Annotated in this window: 23 protein-coding genes; 19 read left to right on the plus strand and 4 right to left on the minus strand. The window is 71.5% G+C overall.

Annotated elements, in window-relative coordinates; all coding sequences use genetic code 11:
- Positions 1 to 2 precede the first annotated feature (2 nt).
- The 14 genes from ASE25_RS20990 (at position 3) to ASE25_RS21055 (ending at position 15,757) form a co-directional block, all read left to right on the plus strand.
- A complete protein-coding gene (locus ASE25_RS20990) occupies positions 3 to 1,577 on the plus strand; it encodes a UDP-N-acetylmuramoyl-L-alanyl-D-glutamate--2,6-diaminopimelate ligase (RefSeq protein WP_235508785.1) in 1,575 nt (524 codons plus the stop codon).
- Positions 1,574 to 2,992, plus strand: coding sequence for a UDP-N-acetylmuramoyl-tripeptide--D-alanyl-D-alanine ligase (gene murF, locus ASE25_RS20995; protein WP_056776241.1), 1,419 nt, complete (start codon positions 1,574 to 1,576; stop codon positions 2,990 to 2,992). Before ASE25_RS20990 ends, murF begins: the two co-directional genes overlap by 4 nt.
- Positions 2,989 to 4,074: a phospho-N-acetylmuramoyl-pentapeptide-transferase gene (gene mraY, locus ASE25_RS21000; protein ID WP_056776242.1), complete on the plus strand. Its 1,086-nt coding sequence runs from the start codon at positions 2,989 to 2,991 to the stop codon at positions 4,072 to 4,074. Before murF ends, mraY begins: the two co-directional genes overlap by 4 nt.
- Complete coding sequence (gene murD / locus ASE25_RS21005) at positions 4,071 to 5,561, plus strand: UDP-N-acetylmuramoyl-L-alanine--D-glutamate ligase (RefSeq protein WP_056827284.1); 1,491 nt, start codon at positions 4,071 to 4,073, stop codon at positions 5,559 to 5,561. Before mraY ends, murD begins: the two co-directional genes overlap by 4 nt.
- Positions 5,558 to 6,853 carry a putative lipid II flippase FtsW gene (ftsW, locus tag ASE25_RS21010; protein ID WP_056776245.1) on the plus strand — a complete coding sequence of 432 codons (1,296 nt, stop codon included), beginning with the start codon at positions 5,558 to 5,560 and terminating at the stop codon, positions 6,851 to 6,853. Before murD ends, ftsW begins: the two co-directional genes overlap by 4 nt.
- The gene (murG, locus tag ASE25_RS21015) at positions 6,850 to 7,962 is read left to right on the plus strand and encodes an undecaprenyldiphospho-muramoylpentapeptide beta-N-acetylglucosaminyltransferase (RefSeq protein ID WP_056827285.1); all 1,113 of its coding nucleotides are present in this window, start codon (positions 6,850 to 6,852) and stop codon (positions 7,960 to 7,962) included. The genes ftsW and murG overlap by 4 nt, the downstream gene beginning before the upstream one ends.
- The gene (murC, locus tag ASE25_RS21020; protein WP_056827286.1) at positions 7,959 to 9,434 is read left to right on the plus strand and encodes a UDP-N-acetylmuramate--L-alanine ligase; all 1,476 of its coding nucleotides are present in this window, start codon (positions 7,959 to 7,961) and stop codon (positions 9,432 to 9,434) included. Before murG ends, murC begins: the two co-directional genes overlap by 4 nt.
- Positions 9,431 to 10,207: a cell division protein FtsQ/DivIB gene (locus tag ASE25_RS21025; RefSeq protein WP_082623027.1), complete on the plus strand. Its 777-nt coding sequence runs from the start codon at positions 9,431 to 9,433 to the stop codon at positions 10,205 to 10,207. Before murC ends, ASE25_RS21025 begins: the two co-directional genes overlap by 4 nt.
- Before the next feature lie 361 nt (positions 10,208 to 10,568).
- A complete protein-coding gene (ftsZ, locus tag ASE25_RS21030) occupies positions 10,569 to 11,858 on the plus strand; it encodes a cell division protein FtsZ (RefSeq protein WP_056827287.1) in 1,290 nt (429 codons plus the stop codon).
- A 141-nt stretch (positions 11,859 to 11,999) separates the two neighbouring features.
- A complete protein-coding gene (locus ASE25_RS21035; protein WP_056827288.1) occupies positions 12,000 to 12,746 on the plus strand; it encodes a polyphenol oxidase family protein in 747 nt (248 codons plus the stop codon).
- A complete protein-coding gene (locus ASE25_RS21040; protein ID WP_056827289.1) occupies positions 12,743 to 13,483 on the plus strand; it encodes a YggS family pyridoxal phosphate-dependent enzyme in 741 nt (246 codons plus the stop codon). The genes ASE25_RS21035 and ASE25_RS21040 overlap by 4 nt, the downstream gene beginning before the upstream one ends.
- A gap of 40 nt (positions 13,484 to 13,523) precedes the next feature.
- A complete protein-coding gene (locus ASE25_RS21045) occupies positions 13,524 to 14,006 on the plus strand; it encodes a cell division protein SepF (RefSeq protein WP_056776256.1) in 483 nt (160 codons plus the stop codon).
- A 100-nt stretch (positions 14,007 to 14,106) separates the two neighbouring features.
- Positions 14,107 to 14,391, plus strand: coding sequence for a YggT family protein (locus ASE25_RS21050; protein WP_020144665.1), 285 nt, complete (start codon positions 14,107 to 14,109; stop codon positions 14,389 to 14,391).
- Between the two features lie 133 nt (positions 14,392 to 14,524).
- Positions 14,525 to 15,757: a DivIVA domain-containing protein gene (locus ASE25_RS21055; RefSeq protein WP_056776258.1), complete on the plus strand. Its 1,233-nt coding sequence runs from the start codon at positions 14,525 to 14,527 to the stop codon at positions 15,755 to 15,757.
- A gap of 130 nt (positions 15,758 to 15,887) precedes the next feature.
- On the opposite strand, the gene ASE25_RS23100 is transcribed toward ASE25_RS21055, so the two are convergent.
- On the minus strand, positions 15,888 to 16,580 hold the full coding sequence (locus ASE25_RS23100) for a hypothetical protein (protein ID WP_162260626.1): 693 nt from the start codon (positions 16,578 to 16,580) through the stop codon (positions 15,888 to 15,890).
- 31 nt (positions 16,581 to 16,611) lie between these two features.
- Here ASE25_RS23100 and ASE25_RS21065 point away from each other — a divergent pair, with 31 nt between their 5' ends.
- From ASE25_RS21065 to ASE25_RS21075, 3 genes are read left to right on the plus strand one after another with little or no spacing between them, the layout of a single operon-like run.
- Positions 16,612 to 17,094, plus strand: a complete 483-nt coding sequence (locus ASE25_RS21065) for a TraR/DksA C4-type zinc finger protein (RefSeq protein ID WP_056776261.1) — start codon at positions 16,612 to 16,614, stop codon at positions 17,092 to 17,094.
- Positions 17,095 to 17,138: 44 nt separating this feature from the next.
- Positions 17,139 to 17,855: a signal peptidase II gene (gene lspA, locus ASE25_RS21070; protein WP_056776263.1), complete on the plus strand. Its 717-nt coding sequence runs from the start codon at positions 17,139 to 17,141 to the stop codon at positions 17,853 to 17,855.
- Positions 17,848 to 18,780, plus strand: coding sequence for an RluA family pseudouridine synthase (locus ASE25_RS21075; RefSeq protein ID WP_056776265.1), 933 nt, complete (start codon positions 17,848 to 17,850; stop codon positions 18,778 to 18,780). Before lspA ends, ASE25_RS21075 begins: the two co-directional genes overlap by 8 nt.
- 3 nt (positions 18,781 to 18,783) lie before the next feature.
- Here the strand turns inward: ASE25_RS21075 and ASE25_RS21080 are convergent, their stop codons facing one another.
- From ASE25_RS21080 to ASE25_RS21090, 3 genes are all read right to left on the minus strand, one after another.
- Complete coding sequence (locus tag ASE25_RS21080; protein WP_056827290.1) at positions 18,784 to 19,548, minus strand: hypothetical protein; 765 nt, start codon at positions 19,546 to 19,548, stop codon at positions 18,784 to 18,786.
- Positions 19,549 to 19,626: 78 nt separating this feature from the next.
- Positions 19,627 to 20,457 (minus strand): hypothetical protein, encoded by an 831-nt coding sequence (locus ASE25_RS21085; RefSeq protein ID WP_056827291.1) that lies wholly within the window; start codon positions 20,455 to 20,457, stop codon positions 19,627 to 19,629.
- Entirely contained in the window at positions 20,450 to 21,013 is a 564-nt protein-coding gene (locus ASE25_RS21090; protein ID WP_056776273.1) for an RNA polymerase sigma factor, read from the minus strand. The genes ASE25_RS21085 and ASE25_RS21090 overlap by 8 nt, the downstream gene beginning before the upstream one ends.
- A gap of 139 nt (positions 21,014 to 21,152) precedes the next feature.
- Here ASE25_RS21090 and dnaE point away from each other — a divergent pair, with 139 nt between their 5' ends.
- Positions 21,153 to 24,746, plus strand: a complete 3,594-nt coding sequence (gene dnaE / locus ASE25_RS21095; RefSeq protein ID WP_056827292.1) for a DNA polymerase III subunit alpha — start codon at positions 21,153 to 21,155, stop codon at positions 24,744 to 24,746.
- Positions 24,746 to 25,861: a winged helix DNA-binding domain-containing protein gene (locus ASE25_RS21100; RefSeq protein WP_235508786.1), complete on the plus strand. Its 1,116-nt coding sequence runs from the start codon at positions 24,746 to 24,748 to the stop codon at positions 25,859 to 25,861. Before dnaE ends, ASE25_RS21100 begins: the two co-directional genes overlap by 1 nt.
- The last annotated feature ends 1 nt before the right edge of the window (position 25,862 follow it).

Consider the following 25,862-nt stretch of genomic DNA (forward strand, 5'->3'; position numbering starts at 1 on the left):
ACGTGTCACCTTCCCCCCTTCGACCCGCCACGTCGGGTGTGCGCCTCCGCGACCTGACGACCCGGATCCGGGCCGAGGTGCCCTCTGGAGCCGGCGTCGACGCCGTCGTGACAGGGGTCACGCTCGACAGTCGAGCCGTGCTCCCGGGCGACCTGTACGCGGCCCTCCCGGGCTTCAACGTGCACGGCGCGCGCTTCGTCGCCGACGCCGTGGCCGCCGGAGCCGTCGCGGTTCTCACCGACACGGCCGGCCTCGCCGAGCTGGCCGACCTCACGGTGCCCGTCGTCGTCACGCAGGACCCACGGAGCGTGCTCGGCGACGTCGCGGCGCAGGTCTACGGCCGGCCCTCCGACTCGCTGACGATGCTCGGGGTCACCGGCACCAACGGCAAGACGACGACGGCCTACCTCGTCGAGTCGGCGCTGCGGGCGCACGGTCAGCGGACGGGGCTCATCGGCACCGTCGAGACGCGGATCGGTGACGAGCGCGTCGAGTCCGTGCGCACGACGCCCGAGGCGACCGACCTGCACGCCCTCCTCGGGCTCATGCGGGAGCGGGGCATCGACGCCTGCATCATGGAGGTCTCCAGCCACGCCCTCGAGCTGCACCGGGTCGACGGCGTCGTCTACGACGTCGCGCTCTTCACGAACCTCTCCCAGGACCACCTCGACTTCCACCCCTCGATGGACGACTACTTCGCGGCCAAGGCCTCCCTCTTCACGCCGCAGCGCTCTCGCGCCGCGGTCGTCTGCGTCGACGACGCCTGGGGTCGGCGCCTCGCGTCCGAGGCCCTCGTGCCGACGACGACCCTCGCCACGACGAACGAGGGCGCCCGTGACGCCGACTGGGGCGTCGAGGAGGACGAGGACGGGGCGTTCACCCTGCGGGAGCGGTCCACGGGCCGCGCCCTGAGCCTCGTCTCGCACCTGCCCGGTCACTTCAACGTCGCCAACACCGCGCTGGCCGCCCTCGCGCTCCTGCGCATCGGCCTCGAGCCGAGCGAGGTCGAGGGCGCCATGTCCGTGGCCCCGGACGTGCCGGGCCGTATGGAGGTCGTCGCGCCCGGTGGACCCGAGGGCCCGCGCTGCGTCGTCGACTTCGCGCACACGCCCGACGCCGTCGATGCCGCCCTCGCAGCGCTGCGTGCCTCGACCGGCGGTCGCCTCATCGCCGTCCTCGGTGCCGGGGGAGACCGTGACCGGGGCAAGCGACCGGCCATGGGGGCCGCCGCTGCGCGCCGCGCCGACGTCGTCGTCGTCACCGACGACAACCCCCGCTCCGAGGACCCGGCCGAGATCCGTTCGGCCGTCATCGCCGGGGCGCGCGAGGAGGTCGGTGCCGGGTCGGCGCGGGCGTCCGAGATCATCGACGGCGGCACGCGCTCGAGCGCGATCGCCGAGGCCATCGCCCTCGCGGTGGTCGGCACGGGGGAGGACCGCCCTGTCGACACCGTCGTGGTGCTCGGCAAGGGACACGAGAAGGGTCAGGAGATCCACGGAGTGAAGCACCCGTTCGACGACCGCGACGCCGTGCGCGCCGCCCTCGCAGCCGTCACCTCGTCGGGGGTGACGTCGTGATCGCCTTGTCCCTCAGCGAGATCCGCGACCTCACCGGAGGTGCCGTCCACGGCACAGACACGCCTGAGGCGGTCGTCGTCGACGGTCCGGTGACCACCGACTCCCGCGAGTGCGGGCCGGGCAGCCTCTACGTCGCGCGGGTCGGCGAGAGCGCCGACGGGCACGACTTCGTCGCTGCCGCCGTCTCGGCGGGAGCGGCCGCAGCCCTCACCTCGCGTCCGGTCGACGGCGTGCCGTGCGTCGTCGTGGACGACGTCCAGACGGCCTTCGGCCGGATCGCCCGCGGGGTCGTCGACCGCGCTCCCGAGCTGCGGGTCGTGGGCATCACCGGCTCGTCGGGCAAGACCAGCGTCAAGGACCTCCTCGCGTCCGTGCTGTCGTCGGTCGCCGAGACGGTCGCACCGGTCAACTCCCTCAACGGCGAGATCGGCGTGCCGCTCACGGTGTGCCGTGTCACGCCGACCACGCGCTTCCTCGTCGCCGAGATGGGCGCCCGGGGCATCGGCCACATCGACTACCTCACGCGCATCGCACCGCCGCAGGTCGCGATCGTCCTCAACGTCGGCACCGCTCACATCGGCGAGTTCGGGTCACGCGAGAACATCGCCCGCGCCAAGGCGGAGCTGCCCCTGGCGGTCCCCGCCGAGGGGCTGTCGATCCTCAACGCCGACGACCCCGTCGTGGCCGCCATGGCCTCCGGCGTCGCGTCCCGGGTCCAGCTCGTCGGGCTCGCGCCCGAGGCGGACGTGCGCGCCGAGGAGGTCACCCTCGACGAGCGCGGGAGGGCGGCATACACCCTCGTTAGCCCGCAGGGCTCGGCCCGGGTCTCCTTGCGCCAGAGCGGTGCCCACCACGTCGGCAACTCCCTCGCCGTCGCCGCGGCGGCGCTCGAGCTCGGGCTGTCGCTCGACCAGGTCGTGGCCGGGCTCGGCGCTGCCGAGGCCGTGAGCCGCTGGCGGATGGAGATCACCGACCGGGCCGACGGCGTGGTCGTCGTCAACGACGCCTACAACGCCAACCCCGACTCCATGCGTGCCGCGCTCGACGCCGTCGCCGCCATGCACGTGACGGGGGAGCGCTGGGCCGTCCTCGGGGGCATGCTCGAGCTCGGCCCCGACAGCGACACCGAGCACGCAGCCGTCGGGTCGTATGCCGCGTCGCGCGGTTTCGAGCACGTCGTGGCCGTCGGCGAGGGCGCCCGTCCGCTCGCCGAGGCCGTCCCCGGCTCGGAGTGGGTGCCCGACACCGACGCCGCCCACGACCTGCTCGCCGCGCGCCTCCGCGCCGGCGACGTCGTCCTGCTCAAGTCGAGCCGCGACAGCGGACTGCGCTGGCTCGGCGACCGCCTCGCCTCCGAGGGCGCGAGCACCACCACACCCGTCCCCACGACCTCCGGAGAGGCGGTCTCGCGGTGAAGGGCGTCCTTCTCGCAGCATCGATCTCGCTGCTCATCTCGCTGTTCGGCACCCCGCTGTTCATCAAGTACCTCGTCAAGCGCGGCTACGGCCAGTTCATCCGCGACGACGGGCCGACCTCGCACCACACGAAGCGCGGCACGCCGACGATGGGCGGAGCCGTCATCCTCGCGGCGATGCTCGGCGCCTACTTCCTCGCGCACCTGCTGACCCTCAACCCACCGACGGCCAGTGGGCTGCTCGTGCTCTTCCTCGCCGCAGGTCTCGGCTTCGTCGGCTTCCTCGACGACTTCATCAAGATCAGCAAGCAGCGCAGCCTCGGCCTCCGCTCGAAGCAGAAGCTCCTCGGGCAGGCCCTCGTCGGCATCACCTTCGCCGGACTGGCGCTCCAGTTCCCCAACGAGCAGTACCGCAATCCCGCCTCGCTGCTCGTGTCGTTCGTGCGCGACACGAACATCAGCCTCGCGCTCGGTGGCAGCACCGTCGTCGGGGTCATCCTCTTCGTCGTGTTCGCCAACGTCATGATCGCGGGCGCGTCCAACGGCGTGAACCTCACCGACGGTCTCGACGGTCTCGCGACGGGCGTCTCGACGATGGTCTTCGGCGCCTACGTCCTCATCAGCATCTGGACCTTCAACCAGAACTGCCAGACCAACCCGGGCATCAAGTGCTACGAGGTGCGCGACTCGCACGACCTCGCCCTCGTGGCTGCTGCGGGCATGGGCGCGTGCTTCGGCTTCCTCTGGTGGAACGCGACGCCCGCGAAGATCTTCATGGGTGACACCGGCTCGCTCGCCCTCGGCGGCGCGCTCGCCGGCCTCGCCATCACGACCCACACCGAGCTTCTCCTCATCATCCTCGGCGGCATGTTCGTCCTCGAGACGCTGTCGGTGGTGGCCCAGGTGGCCTCGTTCAAGACCACCGGTAAACGGGTGCTGAGGATGGCGCCGCTGCACCACCACTTCGAGATGGTCGGCTGGAACGAGGTGACGGTCGTGGTCCGCTTCTGGATCATCGCCGGACTCTTCGTCGCCTTCGGCCTCGGCGTCTTCTACGCCGAGTGGGTGGTGGGGTCCCAGTGAGCTTCGACCCGCTCTACGAGCCCCGCGAGGGACTGACCCACCGTGACGCGGACTGGTCGGGGATCAACGTCCTCGTCGTCGGGCTCGGCGTGTCCGGCTTCGCCGCCGCCGACGCGCTCGCCGACCGCGGCGCCCGCGTCACGGCCGTCTCCCGCGACGAGACCGAGGCGATCCGCGAGCGCGCGACGATCCTCGAGATCCTCGACGTCGACGTCCGCCTGGGCCCCGAGCACGTCGTCGAGCCGCCGCCGGGCACCGAGCTCGTCGTCACCTCGCCCGGCGTCCCCCCGCACGACCCGCTCATGCTCGCGGCGGCCACGTCCGGCATACCCGTGTGGGGAGAGGTCGAGCTCGCCTGGCGCATGCGCGCCCGGGAGGGCGCCGCCCCGTGGCTCACGGTCACGGGCACCAACGGCAAGACGACGACCGTCAACATGCTCGCCTCGATCCTGCGGGCCGCGGGCCTGCGCGCCACGTCGGCCGGCAACGTCGGGACGCCCCTGCTGGAGGCGGTGCTCCACCCCGAGCCCTACGACGTGCTGGCCGTCGAGCTCTCGAGCTTCCAGCTGCACTGGCAGCGCTCGGTCTCGGCCGTCGCGTCCGCCGTGCTCAACGTCGCTCCCGACCACATCGACTGGCACGGCAGCTACGCCGAGTACCTCCGGGCCAAGGGCAGGATCTACGAGAACACCCACCTGGCGTGCATCTACAACGTCGCGGACATCCAGACCGAGCAGCTCGTCATGGAGGCCAACGTCGTCGAGGGGTGCCGTGCGATCGGGTTCACGACAGGCATCCCGGCGCCCTCGATGGTCGGCGTCGTCGAGGACGTCCTCGCCGACCGCGCCTTCGTCGAACAGCGCCAGCGTTCGGCCGCCGAGCTGTGCACCATCGCCGACCTGCGGGGTGACGCTCCGTCGGTGGCGCCGCACTACGTCGCCAACGCCCTCGCGGCGGCCGCGCTGGCCCGTGCCTATGGCGTCGGTCCCATCGCCGTGCGTGACGGCCTGCGGGCCTTCCGGCCCGACCGGCACCGGATCGCCGAGCTCGCGACGGTCCAGGGCGTGCGCTTCGTCAACGACTCCAAGGCCACCAACCCGCACGCGGCCGCTGCGGCCATCCGGTCGTTCGACTCCGTCGTGTGGGTCGCGGGAGGCCTGCTCAAGGGAGCCGACGTCGACAGCCTCGTCGAGGAGATGGCCTCGCGCCTGCGGGGTGTCGTGCTCATCGGCGCCGACCGCGACCAGATCGCCCAGGCCCTTTCCCGACACGCGCCGGATGTCCCGGTCGTCGACGTGTCCGACACCGACACTGGAGTCATGGACCGTGTCGTCAGGGAGGCTGCCCGACTCGCCCAGCCGGGCGACGTCGTGCTGCTCGCCCCCGCCGCCGCGTCGATGGACATGTTCACCAACTACGGAGCCCGCGGCGATGCCTTCGAGGAGGCGGTCCGGCGGCACCTCGAGGCACACGGGGGGCTGGAGTGAGCGCGACCACCGCCGGCGACAAGACGGCCGCGGGCACCGCGGGCGCGGCCGACACCGCGACCACGCACCGGTCGCTGCCCGTCATCGGCAAGCTCGAGTCGCCGCTGACGACGTACTACCTCATCCTCGGCGCCACCTCGACGCTCGTCGTCTTCGGCCTGATCATGGTCTTCTCGGCCTCCAGCGTCGAGCAGCTGCTCGCCGACGAGGCCTCGTACACCGTGTTCCTGCGCCAGCTGCTCTTCGCCGTCATCGGCGCCGTCGCGGCGGGTGTCGCGAGCCGCGTCGCCGTGGGCACGTGGAAGCGCCTCGCCTTCCCGACGATCATCGTGTCCGTGCTGCTGCTCGCAGCCGTCATCCCGTTCGGCCGGAGCGTCAACGGCAACCGCAACTGGCTCGCCGTCGGGCCGATCCAGTTCCAGCCCGCCGAGTTCGCCAAGGTGGGCCTCGTGCTCGTCGGGGCCGTCATCTTCGCCAACAAGTCGTCGCGGATGGCGAGCATGCTCCACGTCGTGCTGCCCTACCTCGTGCCCATCGCCACCGTCGTCATCGGCCTGATCCTCGCCGGGCACGACCTCGGCACGGCGATGGTCGTGCTCGTCATCGTCGCCGCGGTCCTGCTGGTCGCAGGTGCCCCGAAGCGCGTGTTCGCCATCGCGGGAGGCTTCGCCGTCCTCGGGGTCGCCCTCATGGTGACCGGCAGCAACAACCGCACGAGCCGCATCGCGAACTGGCTGAGCCCGTCCTGCAACGCCGACCCGGACGGCTGGTGCGGCCAGTCGGTCCACGGGCTCTACGCCCTCGCCGACGGTGGGTGGTGGGGCGTCGGCCTCGGGGCCTCCAAGGAGAAGTGGGAGTGGCTGTCCGAGGCGCACAACGACTTCATCTTCGCGATCATCGGCGAGGAGCTCGGGCTGCCGGGCACGCTCATGGTGCTGCTCCTCTTCGGCATCCTCGCCTGGGCCTGCTTCCGGCTCGTCAGCCGCACGCAGGACCGGTTCGTGCGCATCGCCGGCTTCGGCATCATGGCGTGGCTCCTCGGCCAGGCGATCATCAACATCGGCGCCGTCATCGGGCTCTTTCCGGTCATCGGTGTCCCGCTGCCGCTCGTCTCGGCCGGAGGGTCCTCACTCGTGACGACCCTCCTGGCCCTCGGCATCCTGCTGTCCTTCGCGCGCAACGAACCGGGCTGCAAGGCCCTGCTCGACGCGCGCCCGAGTCTCGTCCGTCGGTCGCTCGCGGTGCTCCCGTCCCGCGTCCGGTCCGTCCCGCAACGTCGCAGAAGCCGGTGATCCCACTGTCCTCGCCCACCTCCGTCCTGCTCGCCGGGGGAGGCAGCGCCGGCCACGTGTCGCCGCTGCTTGCCCTCGCGGACGCCCTCCGTCGGCGCCACCCCGACCTGCGGGTCACGGCGCTCGGCACGCAGGAGGGTCTCGAGGCGCGCCTCGTGCCGGCCCGGGGCTACGACCTGAGGGTCGTGCCCAAGGTGCCCCTGCCGCGTCGCCCGAGCGCCGACCTGCTTCGGCTCCCTGGCCGTCTCAAGGCGGCCGTCGACGCCGCCGGCGCGGCCATCGACGAGACCGGTGCCGAGGTCGTCGTCGGCTTCGGGGGCTACGTCAGCACCCCGGCCTACCTCGCCGCGCGGCGCCGTCACGTCCCCATCGTCGTCCACGAGCAGAACGCCCGTGCGGGCCTGGCCAACCGTCTCGGCGCCCGCTGGGCGAGTGCCGTGGCGACGACCTTCTCGGTCACGTCCCTTCCGCACGCCCAGCGGATCGGCATGCCGCTGCGCCGTGAGGTCGCCACGCTCGACCGCGAAGCCGTGCGTGCCGAGGCCCTCGAGCTCTTCGGGCTCCAGCCGCAGTGGCCCACCGTCCTCGTCACCGGCGGGTCGCTCGGCGCCCAGCGCCTCAACGACGCCTTCCGGGCGCGCGTGGCCGAGCTGAGCCGCGGGGGAGTGCAGGTGCTGCACGTGACCGGGCTGGGCAAGGAGTTCGTCCCCGAGCCGCCGGCCGAGGGGGCCCCGTACGTCGTCGTGCCGTACGCCGACCGGATGGAGCTGGCGTATGCCGCCGCCGACCTCGTCGTCGCACGCTCGGGTGCCAACACGGTGTGCGAGCTGACGGCCGTCGGCCTGCCGGCCGTCTACGTCCCGCTGCCCGTCGGCAACGGCGAGCAGCGCGTCAACGCCGCCGACGTCGTGTCCGCCGGTGGTGGCCTGCTCGTCGACGACGCCGACCTCACCCCCGAGTGGGTCGACGCCGTGCTGCTCGGGCTCGCGACCGACCGCGAGAGGATCGCGCGGATGGCTGCGGCCGCCCGGGCCCTGGGCGAACCCGCCGCCGACGAGAAGCTCGCCGACCTGGTCGACCGGGCCGCAGCAGGCAGGAACCGCACGTGACCCAGACCCCGCGCACCCCCACCGTCGACGACCCGTTCGCGGCGGCGCGCTTCGACTTCCGGGCCGTCGTGCCCGGCGCCGACGAGCTCGGTCGCGTGCACTTCCTCGCCATCGGCGGCGCCGGCATGTCGGGAGTCGCCCGCATCATGCTCGCGCGTGGCATCCGCGTCACGGGCAGCGACGCCAAGGACGTGCCCGTCCTCAAGGCCCTCGAGAGCGAGGGCGCCGGCGTGTGGGTCGGCTTCCACGAGGCGCACCAGGAGCGCGCCGACGCCATCGTCATGAGTTCTTCGATCCGCGACGACAACGTCGAGCTCGTCGCCGCGCGCCAGCGTGGCGTGCCCGTGCTGCACCGCGCGCAGGGACTCGCCGCGCTCATGCACGGACGCCGGCCGGTGGCCGTGGCCGGTGCCAACGGCAAGACGACGACGACCTCGATGCTCACCGTGGCCCTGCAGGGTTGCGGTCTCGACCCGTCGTTCGCCGTCGGCGGCGAGCTCGCGAAGCACGGCACCAACGCGCACGACGGCTCCGACGACATCTTCGTCGTCGAGGCCGACGAGAGCGACGGCTCGTTCGTCGTCTACGGTCCCGAGGTCGCGATCGTCACCAACGTCCAGCCCGACCACCTCGACTTCTACTCGAACTTCAAGGTTGTCCAGGCGGCCTACGACGCGTTCGTCGGCACGATCCGTCCCGGGGGCCTGCTCGTCACGTGCACCGACGACGCCGGTGCCGTGGCGCTGGCCGAGCGAGCCCGGGCCGCGGGCACGCGCGTGCTGACCTACGGCTTCGAGCCGTCGTCCGACGTCGTCCTGGACCATCACCACCAGGACGGCGTCACGTCCTCGGTCACGCTGCTCGACGAGGGCGTCGAGCGACGCATGACGCTCGGTGTGCCGGGCCGCCACAACGCGCTCAACGCCGCGGCCGCGTACGCCGCCGCCGTCCACGGGCTCGGTCAGGCGCCCGACCAGGTCCTGGCCGGGCTGGCGTCCTTCACGGGGACGCGCCGTCGTTTCGAGCCGAAGGGCGAGGCCGGCGGAGTCGTCGTCGTCGACGACTACGCCCACAACGCGGGCAAGGTCGCAGCGGTCGTCGAGACCGCCAAGGACCTCGTCGGCGACACCGGCCGGCTCGTCGTCGTCTTCCAGCCGCACCTCTACAGCCGCACGCGCGACTTCGCCGCCGAGCTCGGGGCCGGTCTGTCCCCGGCGGACGTCGTCGTCCTCATGGACGTCTACGCCGCCCGCGAGGACCCCGTGCCCGGAGTGTCCGGCCGACTCGTCGCCGACGCCGTGACGGCGGCCCGGCCCGAGGTGGAGGTCCACTACGTGCCCTCGTGGTCGGAGGTGGCCGGTCGGGTCGCAGGCCTCGCCCGGCCAGGGGACCTCGTGCTCACCGTCGGCGCGGGCGACGTCACGATGATCGGCCCGGAGGTGCTGCGGATCCTCGGGGGAGGCACGCCATGATGCTCGAGCACGGCAACGCCCGCCGCCGGGTCGCGGGCACCGGGCTCGCCTCGTCGCGCACCCGCTTCGAGCGCCGCGCGGCCGCCGCTCGGCGACGTCCTCGCCTCGTCGCGGGGATCCTTGCGACCCTCGTGCTGGGCGCCGGGCTGCTCGTGTGGGTGGGGTGGTTCAGCAGTGCCCTCACCGCGTCTCGCGTCGAGGTGCACGGCGTGAGCGCGGCCGCCTCCGCGCAGGTGCGTGCCGTCGCCCGGGTGCCGCTCGGCGGGCCGCTCATGCGCGTCGACACCGACGCCGTCGCGCAGCGGCTGCTCGCCGGCAAGGCGTGGAGCTCGGTCACCGTCGGCCGCGGTCTGCCCGACACCGTCGTCATCACGGTGACGCCCAGGGTCGCCGTGCTCGCCGTCCGCAACCCTCGAGGTGAGGTGGACGTCGTGGACCGCGACGGGGTCGCCTTCCGCACCGTCGGCAGTGCCCCCGACGGCGTCCCGCTCGTCAGCTCGGGGTCCGCGCAGGTCACCAAGGCCGGGGTCGAGGCAGCCCTGGGCGCGCTGGGGTCCCTCGACCCGTCGCTGCGTGCCGACGTCTCAGGGGTGTCGGTGTCGACGGCGGACCAGGTCTCCTTCACCGTCAAGGCCAAGGGGGAGAAGCGCAAGACGGTCGTCTGGGGTGGCGCCGCCGACGGCAAACGCAAGGCGAACCTCGTGAAGATCCTTCTGCCAGAACCCGGTTCGACGATCGACGTCAGCGTCCCGTCGTCACCGGTCACACGCTGACACCCACGGCCGGGGCGTCTCGTCCGCCACGGGACCCGCCCACGGGCCCGCAGGCCGGTCGTGGGAGGGTGATCCCCGGGCGGTCGTGACCCGAGTGTCCGGTGGTGCTGGTGTGGCCCTTGGGGCGCGGCTCCCGGAATTGGGTCAATCCCGGTGACGACACGCCGCGGCGTGGGTTGATCGACCCTGTGCCTCGTCATACCGTCAGGGCACTGGTTCGTGACCAAACTGTAACCTTTATGTCTACGTTTAAGGTTTGAGGGCTACACGCTCGGAACGAGCCGCACCACCCAGACCACGCACCGCCCGTCCCCCAGACCACCCGCAGCACCGGCACCACCAGTCAGGAAGGCCCACTCTCGTGGCAGCAGCACCGCAGAACTACTTGGCCGTCATCAAGGTCGTCGGCATCGGCGGCGGCGGCGTCAATGCCATCAATCGCATGATCGAGGTCGGCCTCAAGGGTGTCGAGTTCATCGCCATCAACACCGATGCCCAGGCGCTGCTCATGAGCGACGCCGACGTCAAGCTCGACGTCGGCCGCGAGCTGACGCGCGGCCTCGGCGCCGGCGCCGACCCCGAGGTCGGCAAGAAGGCCGCCGAGGACCACTCCGAGGAGATCGAGGAGGTCCTCAAGGGGGCCGACATGGTCTTCGTCACCGCCGGTGAGGGCGGCGGCACGGGCACCGGCGGCGCCCCCGTCGTGGCTCGCATCGCGCGCGAGCTCGGTGCCCTGACGATCGGTGTCGTCACTCGCCCGTTCACCTTCGAGGGCCGTCGTCGCGCCAACCAGGCCGAGTCCGGCATCGGCAGCCTCCGCGAGGAGGTCGACACCCTGATCGTCATCCCCAACGACCGGCTGCTCTCGATCAGCGACCGCAACGTGTCGATGATGGACGCCTTCCGCTCGGCCGACCAGGTCCTGCTCTCCGGTGTCCAGGGCATCACCGACCTCATCACGACGCCCGGTCTCATCAACCTCGACTTCGCCGACGTCAAGTCGGTCATGCAGGGGGCGGGCTCAGCCCTCATGGGCATCGGGTCCGCGCGCGGCGAGGACCGGGCCGTCCAGGCGGCCGAGCTCGCGATCAGCAGCCCGCTGCTCGAGGCGTCCATCGACGGCGCGCACGGCGTCCTCCTCTCCGTGCAGGGTGGGTCCGACCTCGGTCTCTTCGAGATCAACGAGGCCGCTCGCCTGGTCCAGGAGGCCGCCCACCCGGAGGCCAACATCATCTTCGGTGCCGTCATCGACGACGCCCTGGGCGACGAGGTCCGGGTCACGGTCATCGCCGCGGGCTTCGACAGCGGCGGCCCCAGCCAGCGACACGACGACCGCGCCCTCGGGCAGGTCATGGGTCGCTCGCAGCCGGCCCAGCAGCGTCCGGCCTCGCCGGCCCCGCAGTCGGCGCCGCAGCACTCCAACGGCGTGCCCCAGGCGGCTCCGCAGCAGGCGGCGCCGCAGCAGGCACAGGCGGCCCCGGTGCACCACCAGCAGCCCGCCCAGCAGCTGCCGACCCAGCAGCCCGCTGCCCCGGCGCAGCAGCCCCAGCACCACGCTCCGGCCCCCGCGGCCCAGCCGGTGCAGCAGCCGCCGCGCCAGGTGACGTTCGACGAGGGCGACGACCTCGACGTCCCCGACTTCCTCAAGTAGGGCCACGGGCGGCCCGAGGCCGAGATCGACCCGGACGGGCGGGAGACGCGCTCAGCGTCTCCCGCCCGTCGGCGTCCCAGGGGCCCCGCAACGGTGCGGTCGGCCGCGGGCCGCTCTGGTCCCCGGGATAGGTTTGTCGTCGTGTTCTACTGGCGCACCACCACCGCGAGCGACGGCGACACCTGCTCCGTCGACCTCGCCTTCACGGGTCGGTCGGCAGGCCGGGGGAGCGGGCCGTATGCCGGTCTCAACCTCGGCGGTCACGTCGGCGACGACCCCGCCGACGTCGAGGGCAACCGCACCGCCGTCGCGCACGAGATCGACGTCCCACGCGATCGTCTCGTCCTCATGAACCAGGTCCACGGGGCCGACGTCGTGCAGGTCGACGGGCCGTGGGTCGGGGAGCCACCAGCGGTCGACGGAATCGTCACGCGCGCAACCGATCTCGCGCTCGGTGTGCTGGTCGCCGACTGTGTTCCGGTGCTGCTGCACGATGCTCGCGCCGGAGTCGCCGGCGCGGTGCACGCCGGTCGGCCGGGCATGCTCGCGGGCATCGTCGGCCGGGCCGTCACCGCGATGCGCGACCTCGGTGCGACGTCCGTCTCGGCGACCGTGGGGCCGTCCGTCTGTGGACGGTGCTACGAGGTCCCGACAGAGATGGCGCGCACCGCCGCCGAGACCTCAGCGGCCTCCGCCGCACGATCCTGGACCGGGACCCCGGCCATCGACGTGGCCGCCGGCGTCGTCGAACAGCTCGCTGCGGCTGACGTCGCGGTGCAGTGGGTCCCGGGCTGCACCCGCGAGAGCGGCGACCTCTACTCCTACCGGCGCGACGGCCGTACCGGTCGTTTCGCCGGCATCGTCGCGCTCCGGCCGGTGCACGCGTGACGGGCGCCCCGTCGAGCGGTGACGCGGCGCGACGCGACGAGCTGCGCGACAGCCTCGGTGCCGTGCGCACGCGCATCGAGCGCGGCTGCGCCGAGGCCGGACGCGACCCCGACGACGTCACCCTCGTCGTCGTCACGAAGTACTTCCCGACCTCCGACGTCCTGCTCCTGCACGACCTCGGCGTCAGGCACTTCGGCGAGAACCGCGACCAGGAGGCCGCCGAGAAGTTCCGAGAGGTCCGGCACCGGCTCTCGGAGGCCGGCGCCGAGGCGCCGACCCTCCACTTCATCGGCCGGCTCCAGAGCAACAAGGCGGCGCACGTCGCGGGCTACGCCGACGTCGTCCAGTCCGTCGACCGCACGAAGCTCGTCGCCGCCCTCGCCAAGGGCGCCCACGCCGCGGACCGGACCGTCGAGGTGCTGCTCCAGGTGAGCCTCGACGGCGACACGTCGCGCGGTGGTGTCCTCCCCGCCGATGTCGACGCCCTCGCGGACACCGTTGCGGCACAACAGCTCCTGGACCTGCGCGGCGTCATGGCCGTCGCCCCTCTGGGCGCCGACCCCGACGCGGCGTTCACCCGGCTGCGAGAGGTGGCGGACGGCATACGTGCTCGGCACCCCGGTGCCGACTGGATCTCCGCCGGCATGAGCGGCGACCTCGAGGCCGGGCTGCGGCACGGAGCGACACTCCTGCGTGTCGGCACGGCAATCCTCGGTTCACGCCCGTCACTTCTGTAACGTCGTCAACGATCACAATCCGACGTTTTGGGAGTTGGCCATGGCAGGGGCACTGCGCAAGACGATGGTGTACCTCGGACTGAGCGAGGAGGACCAGCGTCATGATCGTTACGACGACTACGACGCCTACGACGAGTCCGACCGCTACGACGACGAGACCGAGCACACCGCTGCCGTGACGCAGCTGCCCACGAAGCGGCCCGTCGCCGCCGTCGTGCGCGACGTCGAGGTCGGTTCGCTCAACCGCATCACGACGATCCACCCTCGCACCTACAACGAGGCCAAGAACATCGGTGAGTGGTTCCGCGACCAGGTGCCGGTCATCATGAACCTCAGCGACATGGACGACGCCGACGCCAAGCGTCTCGTCGACTTCGCGGCTGGGCTCGTCTTCGGGCTGCACGGCACGATCGAGCGGGTCACCTCCAAGGTGTTCCTCCTCTCGCCGGCGCACGTCGAGATCTCCGCCGACGAGCCCGAGGCGCCGGCGGCCAACACCCGCGGCTTCTTCAACCAGAGCTGAGCCCACCAGTCCACCGCCGTGAGCGCGAACCGGGGTCACAGGACCATCGACCTGGGCCCCGGTTCACACTCTTGCCCCGACATCAGGGACACTGACCGACATGGACGCGTTCTGGACGATCTACGGGGTGGTGGTCTTCACCTTCTTCATCGCCCTCATCGGCCGCTTCGTCATCGACTGGGTGCAGGTGCTGGCCCGGTCCTGGCGACCCACCGGGGTCGTCCTGGTCCTCGCCGAGGCCGTCTACACCGTGACCGACCCGCCCCTGCGCGCCCTGCGCAAGGTCATCCCGTCACCGAGCCTCGGTGGCGTCCGACTCGACCTCAGCTTCCTCGTCCTGATGTTGCTGACCTCTCTCGCTCTCAACGTGCCGAGCTTCTTCTGACCGACCGGCGGTCACCCGTCCCGCACCTCGGGCCGCGGGTGTCCACACGCCGATCGGTGAGCATGGCTTTGGTTCGTGACCGGAACGTTAGATACCGTTGACCCGAACCATTACGTCTGTATCGAGGTGACACATGGCGCTTACGCCTGAACAGGTGCTCAACAAGCACTTCCAGACCACGCAGTTCCGTCGTGGCTACGAGGAGCGGGACGTTGACGACTTCCTGGACGAGATCGTGGCGGAGATGCGTTCGCTCATCGAGCAGCGTGACGACTACCTGAAGCAGCTCAACGACTGCCGCGCGAGCAAGAACCAGTCGGCCGTCCGTGCCGACGGTGCGACCGCGGCCATGCCGGCCGTGGGCCGGCCCGGTGACGACGCCAAGCTCGGCGGCCTCACCGCGAAGATCCAGGACGCGGAGCGCGCCTTCAAGGCCGCCACCGACCGCGCGGCCAAGGCCAAGGCCGACGCCGAGAACGCCGAGCGGGTCGCCAAGGAGCGCATCGACCGCGCCAAGGCCGAGGCCGAGCGCGCCGAGGCGGCCGCCAAGTCCGCCGTCGACTCGCAGGCGCTCAACGACGCCCAGGCCAAGCTCAACGGCATCAACTCCCAGGTCGCCGACGCCGAGGGCAAGCTCACCAAGGCGCAGGAGAACGCCCGCGCCGCCGAGGAGCGGGCCGCCAAGGCCCAGGCCGACGCGGAGGCTGCCGCGGCCACCGCTGCACGACTGCGCGAGGAGGCCGCCAAAGCTCCGGCGCCGGCTCCCGCTCCCGCCGCAGCCGCTGCTGCCGCGCCGGCCGCAGCCGCCGCGACGGGCAACGTCGACGCCGCGGGTGTCATCGCCCTCGCCCAGCGCCTGCACGACGAGCACGTGGCCGCCGGTGAGACCCGTCGCGACGAGCTCATCTCCGAGGCCGAGAACCGCCACCGCGAGCTGCTCGCCGCGGCCCAGGCCCGGCACGACGATCTCATCAACACCGGTCAGAGCCGTCACGACGAGGCCACCCAGCAGGCCGAGCAGATCTCGGCCGCAGCCGCGGCCCAGCGTGAGCAGATGATCTCCGAGGCGACCTCGCAGCGCGACCAGATGATCGCCGAGGCGACGTCCAAGCGTGACGAGATGCTCACCGAGGCTCGCGAGCGGGCCACCGGCATGGTCGCCGAGGCGCAGCAGAAGAAGGCGGCCCTCCTCGAGGAGCTCGACAAGCAGAAGGGCCTGCTCGACCGCAAGATCGCCGAGCTGCGTGGCTTCGAGAAGAACTACCGCAGCAACCTCAAGTCCTACATCGAGGGTCAGCTGCACGACCTCGACTCGAGCGCCCAGGAGCCGGCCCACGCCGGAGCCGGAGACGGCAACCAGGGCTGAGTCCCACCTCGAACAGACGCACGCAGGCCGTCCGGGCATCGTCCCGGGCGGCCTGAGGTGTATCCGAAGGGCGAACACTTCGCCCGCATAAGCGTTTCGCGTTTGTGCACGACCCGTGCGGGGCTTATTGTCAGCCCCACTTGTCAGCGTCGACGGCTTGAGCGACGGAGGGTCTGATGGCGGCGAAGAAGACGGCAGCGGCGACGACCGCGGCCAAGCGGGCCACCGCGAGCAGGACGACGGGCGCAGCCAGGAAGGCAGCGCCTGCGGCGAAGACTGCGACGAAGCCTGCGACCGCGAGCAGGACCGCGACGAAGACGGCGACGAAGACCGCGACCACGGCTTCAACGGCCAAGAAGGCCGCGACGAGAGCCACGCCGGCGAAGAAGACGGCGACCAAGGCCGTCCCCGTGAGGACGACGGCGACCAAGGCCGCGCCGGTCAAGAAGGCCGCGACGAAGGCCGCGCCGGTCAAGAAGGCCGCGACGAAGGCTGCGCCGGCGAAGAAGGCCGCGACGAAGGCTGCGCCGGCGAAGAAGGCCGCGACGAAGGCTGCGCCGGCGCAGAAGACGGCGACCAAGGCTGCGCCGGCGCAGAAGACGGCGACCAAGGCTGTGCCCGTGAAGAAGACGGCGACCAAGGCCGCCGCCGAGAAGCGGGTCACGACGAAGGCCGCGCCGGCGAAGAAGACCGCGACGAAGGCCGCGCCCGTCAAGAAGTCCGCTCCGGCGGCTGGAAGGACCACCCGGTCCACGGCGGCGACGAAGCCGCCCGCCACGACGTCCACCCGAGCAGGAGCCGCGAGCGCGAAGTCCGCTGCCAAGGCCCCTGCGACACGAACCAAGAAGGCATCAGTGACCACGAGCTCCACGGCAGGACCCCGCTCGACCACGAAGAAGGCCGCGGGCACCACGACGAACCGCACCAGCGCCCGCAAGCTCGCTGAACAGCTGCGGGTCAAGGACGACGAGAGCCCCTGGAGCGAGGACGAGATCAGCGAGGTGCGTGGGGTCCTGCTCGAGGAGATCGAGCAGCACCGCGTCGAGCTCAAGCTCGCGGAGGACGAGCTCGACGACCTGCTGCGCGCCTCGGGCGACGGCTCGGGCGACGACCAGGCGGACGCCGGCGCCAAGACGGCCGAGCGCGAGCACGAGATCTCCGTCGCGGCCAACGCTCGCGCGAGCCTGCGCCAGGCCGAGCACGCGCTCGAGCAGCTCGAGGCCGGCACCTACGGCATCTGCGAGAACTGCGGCAACCCGATCGGCAAGCTTCGACTTCAGGCCCGTCCTCGTGCGACCCTGTGCATGACATGCCAGGAGAAGCAAGACCGCCACTGACGCCCACGCACGCCACGTCGACCCCCCGCGCGGGGGTCGACGGCGTGTCCACCACTACCTCGACCGAGACCGTGAGTTCGACGCCCGCCGACGAGAGCCGCCCGACGCCCGACCGGCGCAGGCGACTGTTCGTCGTCCTCGGCGTCGTCGCCGTTCTCGCCTTCGTCAGCGACCAGCTGACGAAGATGGTCGCCCTCGACGTGCTCGGCGACGGCGAGTCACGCCCGTTCGTCGGAGACTTCATCCGGCTCAAGCTCATCGGCAACCCCGGCGCGGCCCTGTCGCTCGGGGCGGGCAACACGTGGGTCATGACCGGCATCGCCCTCGCGGTGCTCGTCGCGATCGTCGTCGTCGCCCGCCAGCTCGGGTCGCGGGCCTGGGCCATCGCGCTCGGCCTGCTGCTCGGAGCCGCGATCGGCAACCTCACCGACCGGTTCGTCCGTCCACCCGGCGGCGGCCAGGGGCACGTCGTGGACTTCATCGACTACAACCGCTGGTTCATCGGCAACGTCGCCGACATCTGGATCGTCTCCGCAGCGTGTCTCGTCGTCATCCTGGCTCTGCTCGGGATCGGCGTCGACGGCCGGCGCGACCACGGCCGGGCCGCGACCGCTCCCGACGCCACGACCGACCAGACCACTGTCCGGACCACCGGCGAGACGACCACGAACGGCGAGACCGACATGACGCAGCAGACCCACGGGACGCCGGACGCTCCCGAGACGCACGAGGCGCGGCGTCAGGGGGGCGACCATGCCTGACGTGCGCACCGTGCTCGTGCCGGACGGCCTCGAGGGCGAACGCGTCGACGCCGGCGTGGCCCGCCTCTTCGGGGTCTCGCGCACCAAGGCCGCCGACCTCGCCGCCGACGGCCACGTCGTCATCGACGGCAAGGCGGTCGCGAAGTCCGAGCGGCTCTCCGCCGGCTCGATGCTCGAGGTCTCGTTGCCGCGCGCCGAGGACAGCCCGAGCCTGCAGGTCATCGCCCAGCCGGTGCCAGGCATGTCGATCGTCCACGACGACGACGACATCGTCGTCGTCGACAAGCCGGTGGGTGTCGCCGCGCACCCCAGCGTCGGCTGGAGCGGACCGGACGTCGTGTCGGGGCTCGCCGCGGCGGGCTACCGGATCTCGACCTCGGGGGCCCCCGAGCGCCAGGGCGTCGTCAGCCGACTCGACGTCGGCACGTCCGGTCTCATGGTCGTCGCCAAGAGCGAGTACGCCTACTCCCGGCTCAAGCAGGCCTTCCGCAGCCGGACGGTCGACAAGACGTACCACGCCCTCGTCCAGGGCCTGCCGGACCCGGTCGTAGGGACCATCGACGCGCCGATCGGACGCCACCCCGGGCACGACTACAAGTTCGCCGTGATGAAGAGCGGCAAGCCGTCGGTGACGCACTACGAGGTCATCGAGGCGTTCCGCTACGCCAGCCTGCTCGACATCCACCTCGAGACGGGCCGCACCCACCAGATCCGCGTGCACTTCGCAGCGCTGCACCACCCGTGCTGCGGTGACCCGACCTACGGCGCCGACCCGAAGCTCGCAGCTCGCCTCAAGCTCGAGCGACAGTGGCTGCATGCAAAGGGTCTCGGCTTCGAGCACCCGGGCACGGGGGAGTACGTCCACTTCGAGAGTGACTACCCGGAGGACCTCCAGCGCGCGCTCGACATCATCGCGACCTTGTGACCTTCACCCTCGAGGTGAGGGTGAAGGTCCGTGCGGGCCGTTCCGTATGCCGTGTGGCGGCGTCGTGTCCGTGCTGAACCCGACCGGGGCGGCGCGCTCCGGGTCGGGCCGGCGCGGGTTCGTGGCGGCCACGGTGCCGGAGTCTGCCCGGGACCGCCACCGTCCGAGAGCGACCCCGAGCCCGAGCGCCAACACCGCGGCGGCGGTCGTCGCCCACCAGGGCACCGCACCGGGAGCCGCCCCCGCGACCGTGGTGGGCAACACGGCTGCCACCCGGGCGGCAGCCACCGGCCGTGCCGTGGGCGAGGACGTCGAGGTCGGGGACGGCCTCGCGTCGCCGTAGACGCCGAGGGAGGTCAGCGTCGCGAGGAGCAGGGCGGTGTCCTTGGGCCGGTGCAGCACGGCGGGCGCCTGGAAGAGGTCCTTGCCGTCGGCGAGGTTCATCGACGTCTCGACCCAGACGTCGTCGCCGTCGATGATGACGGCGTCGACGCGCCACGGCGTGACGTCGTGGATCAGCCACGTCAGCCGGACCCGCGAGTCCATGAACGACACCGCGGGCATCGCGTCACCGGTGGGGGTGTTGTAGACGTCGAGGGCCTTCTCGAGGTTCGCGTAGGCCTGGCTCCCGGTGAGGGCGCCCGCGGCCCGGGACCCGTCGTAGTCGACGGCGAGCACGGACGTCGGGCCGCCGGCGGAGGCCGGCGGCGCGGCCACGACGAGCAGCGCCGCCGCGACGGCGGCGACGAGCAGGGGGAGTCTGCGCATGGTGTTCTCCTGGGGCGAGTGGGCCCCCGCGAGGGGCCGACGCCACCTCAACACCGCTGCGGGCGCGGAGGTTCGCCCTCAGCCGGCCGACCGGGCCACGCGCAGCGCTTCCTCGAGGCTGTTCGCACCCTCGAGGCGGTAGGTCACCTCACCCGCCGAGGACGGGACGACCCAGACGAGAGTCGGCCCGGCGAGGCGCGGCGGCTCGGAGTGGGTGTCCCCGGTCCGGTCCACCCACTCGACGCGGTGCGGCGACCCGATCCACACCGCGTCGTGGTCGGCCACCCGGGTCGGGGTGACCGCGTCCCACACCGTCTTGAGGTAGCCCCACGACAACGACCCGACGAAGACGTCGAGACGGGTCGTGTCGGCGCCCGACCCCCACACCAGCTCGGCGACGCGACCGTCGTGCGTGACCGTGACGGACGTCGGTGGGCCGAGCGCCGTGGGCGTCCCGATGTCCGCGCCGATGACCTGCTCCGCCTGCCTCAGCGTCACGGGCGTCGCCGTGGCCCCTCCGGCGCTGCTACCCACCGCTCTGGACGCCGGCGATGTCGTCGTGGGAGTCGCGGGCGGTGCGGGCACCTCCCGCACCACGATGCCGCCGATGCGGAGCAGCTCGAGGACCGCCGCACGGACCGGCGGGACGAGAGCGAGCACGAGCACGACGACGGCGGCCGTCGCCCAGCCGAGCCGGCGCCTCATGACGCGCGTGGGACGTGCGGCGCTGGGGATCGTCGCCACCGCCTCGGGCGGCCGCACGGATGGCGGCTCGGGCGCCGGCGCGGCCCGCTGCACGGCGGCCAGGCGGGAGAGCACGAGCGTCGCGAGGTCCGGCCTGGGCGGCTCGGTCACGAGCGTGCGGCCGAGGGCGACGAGCTCGGCCTCGAGGTCGAGGTGGTCAGGCATCGGCCATCACCTCCCGGAGCGAGCGCAGGGCGCGGTGGAGCCGGGACTTGACCGTTCCCGGCGGGATGTCGAGCGTCCCGGCGGTCTCCGCCTCCGAGAGCTCGAGCAGGTAGCGGCACGTCACCACCTCGCGCAGGTCGTCGGGCAGACCCTCCACCGCCTCGACGAGCCCGGCTCCCTGGTCGCGTGAGACCGCTGCGTCGGCCGGGTCCGGGACGGGGTCCGTCGCCGTCCTCTCCGCGGCCACACGGAGCTCGCGCAGGGCGCGCCGTGACCGGCCGCGCTGGAGGTTGCGCGTCTCGTTGACGACGATCCGCAGCAGCCACGGACGGAAACCCGCGCCCTCGTGGAACCGCGGCAGGGCCTGGTATGCCTTCACGAACGCCTCCTGCACGACGTCGTCGGCCTCGCTCCCGGCGCCGGAGAGCACCGCGAGCCGTTTGGCGATCGGGGCGTGCAGCGTGACGAGCACCGCGTACGCCGATGCGTCCCCGGCGCGTACGCGAGCCAGTACCGCTGCCTCATCCGACGTGTCGATCGCTGCCTCCGTCCCCACCGACGACCGTGCCTCGGCACCATGGTGCCGTCCCGACGCCCCCTCAACACCGCTCGCGCCGGATCGGTTCGCGCGGACCGCGCGACACCCCAACCGACACGCCGAGGAGTGTCCTCGCGGAGGCTTAGACTCGTCCACGATGTCGACCGAAGCCGCCCCGCGCAACGACCAGAACTTCGTGCACCTCCACGTGCACACGGAGTACTCCATGCTCGACGGGGCGGCGCGTATCGGCGACCTCTTCAGCGAGGCGGCGCGGATGGGCATGCCGGCCCTCGCGACGACCGACCACGGCTACGTCTTCGGCGCCTACGAGTTCTGGAAGAAGGCGCAGGGCACCGGCGTCAAGCCGATCATCGGCGTCGAGGCCTACATCACGCCGGGCACGCACCGCACCGACCGCACCAAGGTCAGCTGGGGCGACGGCGGTCGCGACGACATCTCGGGCAGCGGCGCCTACACCCACATGACGATGCTCGCCGAGAACAACCAGGGCATGCACAACCTCTTCCGGATGAGCTCCATCGCGAGCCTCGACCAGGTCTACACCAAGTGGCCGCGCATCGACCGCGACCTCCTCTCGACCTACGGCAAGGGCCTCATCGTCACGACAGGCTGCCCGTCGAGCGAGATCCAGACGAAGCTGCGGTTCGGGATGTACGACGAGGCGCGCGAGGTCGCCGGCGAGCTGCGTGACATCTTCGGCAACGAGAACGTCTACGTCGAGCTGATGGACCACGGCCTCGACATCGAGCGCCGCACCCAGAAGGACCTCATCCGGCTCGCGCGCGACCTCAAGCTGCCGCTCCTGGCCACCAACGACCTGCACTACACCCGCGCCGAGGACGCCAAGGCCCACGCCGCCCTGCTCTGCGTCCAGTCGGGCTCGACCTTGATGGACCCCAACCGGTTCAAGTTCGACGCCGACGACTTCTACCTCAAGTCCGCGCAGGAGATGCGCCACCTGTGGCGCGAGCTGCCCGAGGCGTGCGACAACACGCTGCTCATCGCCGAGCGTTGCGAGGTCTCCTTCACCGAGGGGGAGGGGCGCTTCATGCCGCGCTTCCCGGTGCCCGAGGGCGAGGACGAGACGTCGTGGTTCATCAAGGAGGTCGAGACCGGCCTGTCGCGCCGCTTCCCCGAGGGAGTGCCCGACTACGCCCGCAAGCAGGCGGCCTTCGAGGAGGACGTCATCGTCTCCAAGGGCTACCCGGGCTACTTCCTCGTCGTCGCCGACTTCATCAACTGGGCCAAGCGCAACGGCATCCGCGTCGGTCCCGGCCGAGGCTCGGGTGCCGGCTCGATGTGCGCCTACGCCATGGGCATCACCGACCTCGACCCGATCCCGCACGGCCTCATCTTCGAGCGGTTCCTCAACCCCGAGCGCATGTCGATGCCCGACTTCGACGTCGACTTCGACGAGCGCCGGCGTGGTGAGGTCATCCGCTACGTCACCGAGAAGTACGGCGAGGAGCGCGTCGCGCAGATCGTCACCTACGGCACGATCAAGGCCAAGCAGGCCCTCAAGGACGCGAGCCGCGTCCTCGGTCACCCGTTCGCGATGGGCGAGAAGCTCACCAAGGCGATGCCACCCGACGTCATGGGCAAGGGCATGCCGCTCGCCGACGTCTTCAAGCCCGACTCCAAGCGCTACAACGAGGCCGGCGACTTCCGCGTCGTCCACGACGAGGACCCCCAGGCGCAGGAGGTCGTCGCCACGGCGCTCGGCCTCGAGGGCCTGAAGCGCCAGTGGGGCGTGCACGCGGCCGGCGTCATCATGTCGAGCGAGCCGCTCGTCGACGTCATCCCGATCATGCGCCGCCTGCAGGACGGCCAGATCATCACGCAGTTCGACTACCCCAGCTGCGAGTCGCTGGGCCTGGTCAAGATGGACTTCCTCGGCCTGCGCAACCTGACGATCCTCGACGACGCCATCGAGAACATCAAGCTCAACCGCGACGAGGACATCGACCTCGACGAGCTGTCCAAGACCCTCGACGACCGCGCCACCTACGACCTGCTCGGTCGCGGCGACACCCTCGGCGTCTTCCAGCTCGACGGCGGCGGCATGCGCTCGCTGCTGCGCCTCATGCAGCCCGACAACTTCGAGGACATCTCGGCGGCCCTCGCGCTGTACCGGCCGGGGCCGATGGGTGTCAACGCCCACACGAACTTCGCGCTGCGCAAGAACGGCAAGCAGGAGGTCGTCCCGCTCGACCCCCAGCTCAAGGGCAAGCTCCAGCAGGAGATGATCGACGCCCTCGACCCGATCCTCGGGATGACCTACGGCCTGGTCATCTACCAGGAGCAGGTCATGGAGATCGCCCAGAAGCTCGCCGGCTACACGCTCGGCAACGCCGACCTGCTCCGCCGCGCGATGGGCAAGAAGAAGAAGGAGGTCCTCGACGCCGAGTACGTCCCCTTCTCGGAGGGCATGAAGTCGCAGGGCTTCAACGAGGCCTCCATCGCGGCGCTGTGGGGCGTCCTCGTCCCCTTCTCGGACTACGCGTTCAACAAGGCGCACACGGCGGCATACGGCCTCGTGTCGTACTGGACGGGCTACCTCAAGGCCAACTACCCGGCCGAGTACATGGCGGCCCTGCTGACGAGCGTGCGCGACGACAAGGACAAGTCGGCGCTCTACCTCAACGAGTGCCGGCACATGGGCATCAAGGTGCTGCCGCCCGACGTCAACGAGTCGATCGCCAACTTCGCGGCCGTCGGCACCGACATCCGCTTCGGTCTCGCCGCGATCCGCAACGTCGGCCTGCCTGTCGTCCAGGCGATCATCAGGGCCCGCGAGGAGAAGGGGTCCTTCGCCGCGTTCAAGGACTTCCTCTCGAAGGTGCCGGCCGTCGTCTGCAACAAGCGCACCATCGAGTCGCTCATCAAGGGCGGCGCGTTCGACTCGCTCGGCGAGAGCCGGCGCGGCATGGTCGAGGTCCACGAGCGCTACATCGACGCGCTCGTCGAGGTCAAGAAGCAGGAGGCCATCGGCCAGGAGAGCCTCTTCGGCAGCTTCGGCGACGACGACGACGCCGGCGCCTCCGACGGCCCGGGGGCCTTCGACGGGCTGCCGCCCGTGCCGACGCTCGAGTGGGACAAGGCCAGCCTGCTCTCCTTCGAGCGCGAGATGCTCGGCCTCTACGTCAGCGACCACCCGCTCTTCGGCATCGAGCACATCCTCGCCACGCATGCCGACACCTCGATCGCCTCGCTCATGGGCGACGACCCCAAGGCCGACGGCACGCCCGTCACCGTCGCCGGGCTCATCACGAGCCTCCAGCTCAAGCGCACGAAGAAGGGCGACCTCTGGGCCATCGCGACCGTCGAGGACCTCGACGGCGCCATCGAGTGCCTCTTCTTCCCCTCGGCCTACATGACGTACTCGACGATGCTCGCCCAGGACACCGTCTGCGCGGTCAAGGGCCGCATCAGTGCCCGCGACGACTCGATCTCGATCTTCGCCCAGGAGCTGACGATCCCCGACATCAAGGAGGGACCGCGCGGGCCGGTCGTCCTGACCCTCCCACTCGGTCGGGCCACCCCCGCCGTGGCCGAGAGCCTCAAACGCGTCCTGGGGGAGCACCCCGGCGCGACCGAGGTCCAGGTCAAGCTGACCCAGCCCGGGCGCTCGGTGCTCATGTCGCTCGACGACTCGCTCCGGGTCAACGCCACCTCGGCGCTCTTCGGCGACCTCAAGGCCCTGCTCGGTCCGGCCTGCCTCAGCTGATGCGCGAGGCGGACCGCCGGCGGCTGCGTCGGGCGCGGATGGCCGCGCTCCTCCTGTCGCCCCCGCTCGGTAGCGACGGTCCGGTGTCGGCGCTCGCCGTCGCCCGGGAGCTCGGCGCCCTGCAGGCCCAGGACTACGGCAGCGGTGTGTGGTCCCTCGGGGTGCGCTCGGGACTGACGCTCGAGCAGGTCGAGCAGGCTGTCGTCGACCGTGAGGTCGTGCGCACGTGGCCGATGCGCGGCACGATCCACTGGGTCCCGGCCGAGGACGCCCGGTGGATGTGCGAGCTGCTCGCGGCGCCCCGCAGCACGACGCTCGCCACGCGCTTCGCCCAGCTCGGCATCACCGAGGCCGATGTCGAGCTGTCCGGACGACTCTTCGAGCAGCACCTCCGTGAGCCCATGAGCCGTCCCGACGTCGCCGCCCTCCTCGTCGATCACGGCATCGACCCCACCGACCAGCGCAACTACCACCTCATCGGGCACCACTGCATGAGCGGACTCATCTGCCAGGGGCCGGTCATCGGCAAGCAGCCGAGCTTTGTCCTCATCGACTCGTGGGTTCCTTACTCCCGCAAGCCGTCCCGCGAGGAAGGGCTCGCGACGGTGGCCGAGCGCTACGTCCGCAGCCACGGTCCCGTCACCGAGAAGGACCTCGCCGGCTGGCTGCTCAAGCCGCTCGGTCTCACGCGCGAGGCGCTCGCGTTGGTCGGTGACCGCATCGTGAGCGAGGTGCTCGACGGGCAGAGGTGGCTCACCCACGTGGACGCGCGCCCGGTCCCCGAGGGTCCTGGCGGCGTGCACCTGCTGCCCCAGTGGGACGAGTTCCTCCTCGGCTACAAGTCGCGCGACGTGACCCTGCCGCCCGAGCACTTCGTCAAGGTCGTGCCCGGCCGCAACATGGTCTTCAAGCCGACGCTCGTCGTCGACGGCGAGGTCGCCGGCACCTGGCGGCGCGTCCAGAAGCGCGAGCACGTGCTCGTCGAGGTCTCCCCGTTCGCCGACCTGTCGGCCCGCCGGTGGCGCGAGGTCGACGCAGCGGCCGCCGCCTACGGCACGTTCCTCGGCACCGAGGCCGAGGTCGTACGCGTCGGGCCGGCCGACAGGACCGCCTGAC

The organism is Terrabacter sp. Root85 (assembly GCF_001429185.1).
Taxonomy (GTDB): Bacteria; Actinomycetota; Actinomycetes; order Actinomycetales; family Dermatophilaceae; genus Terrabacter.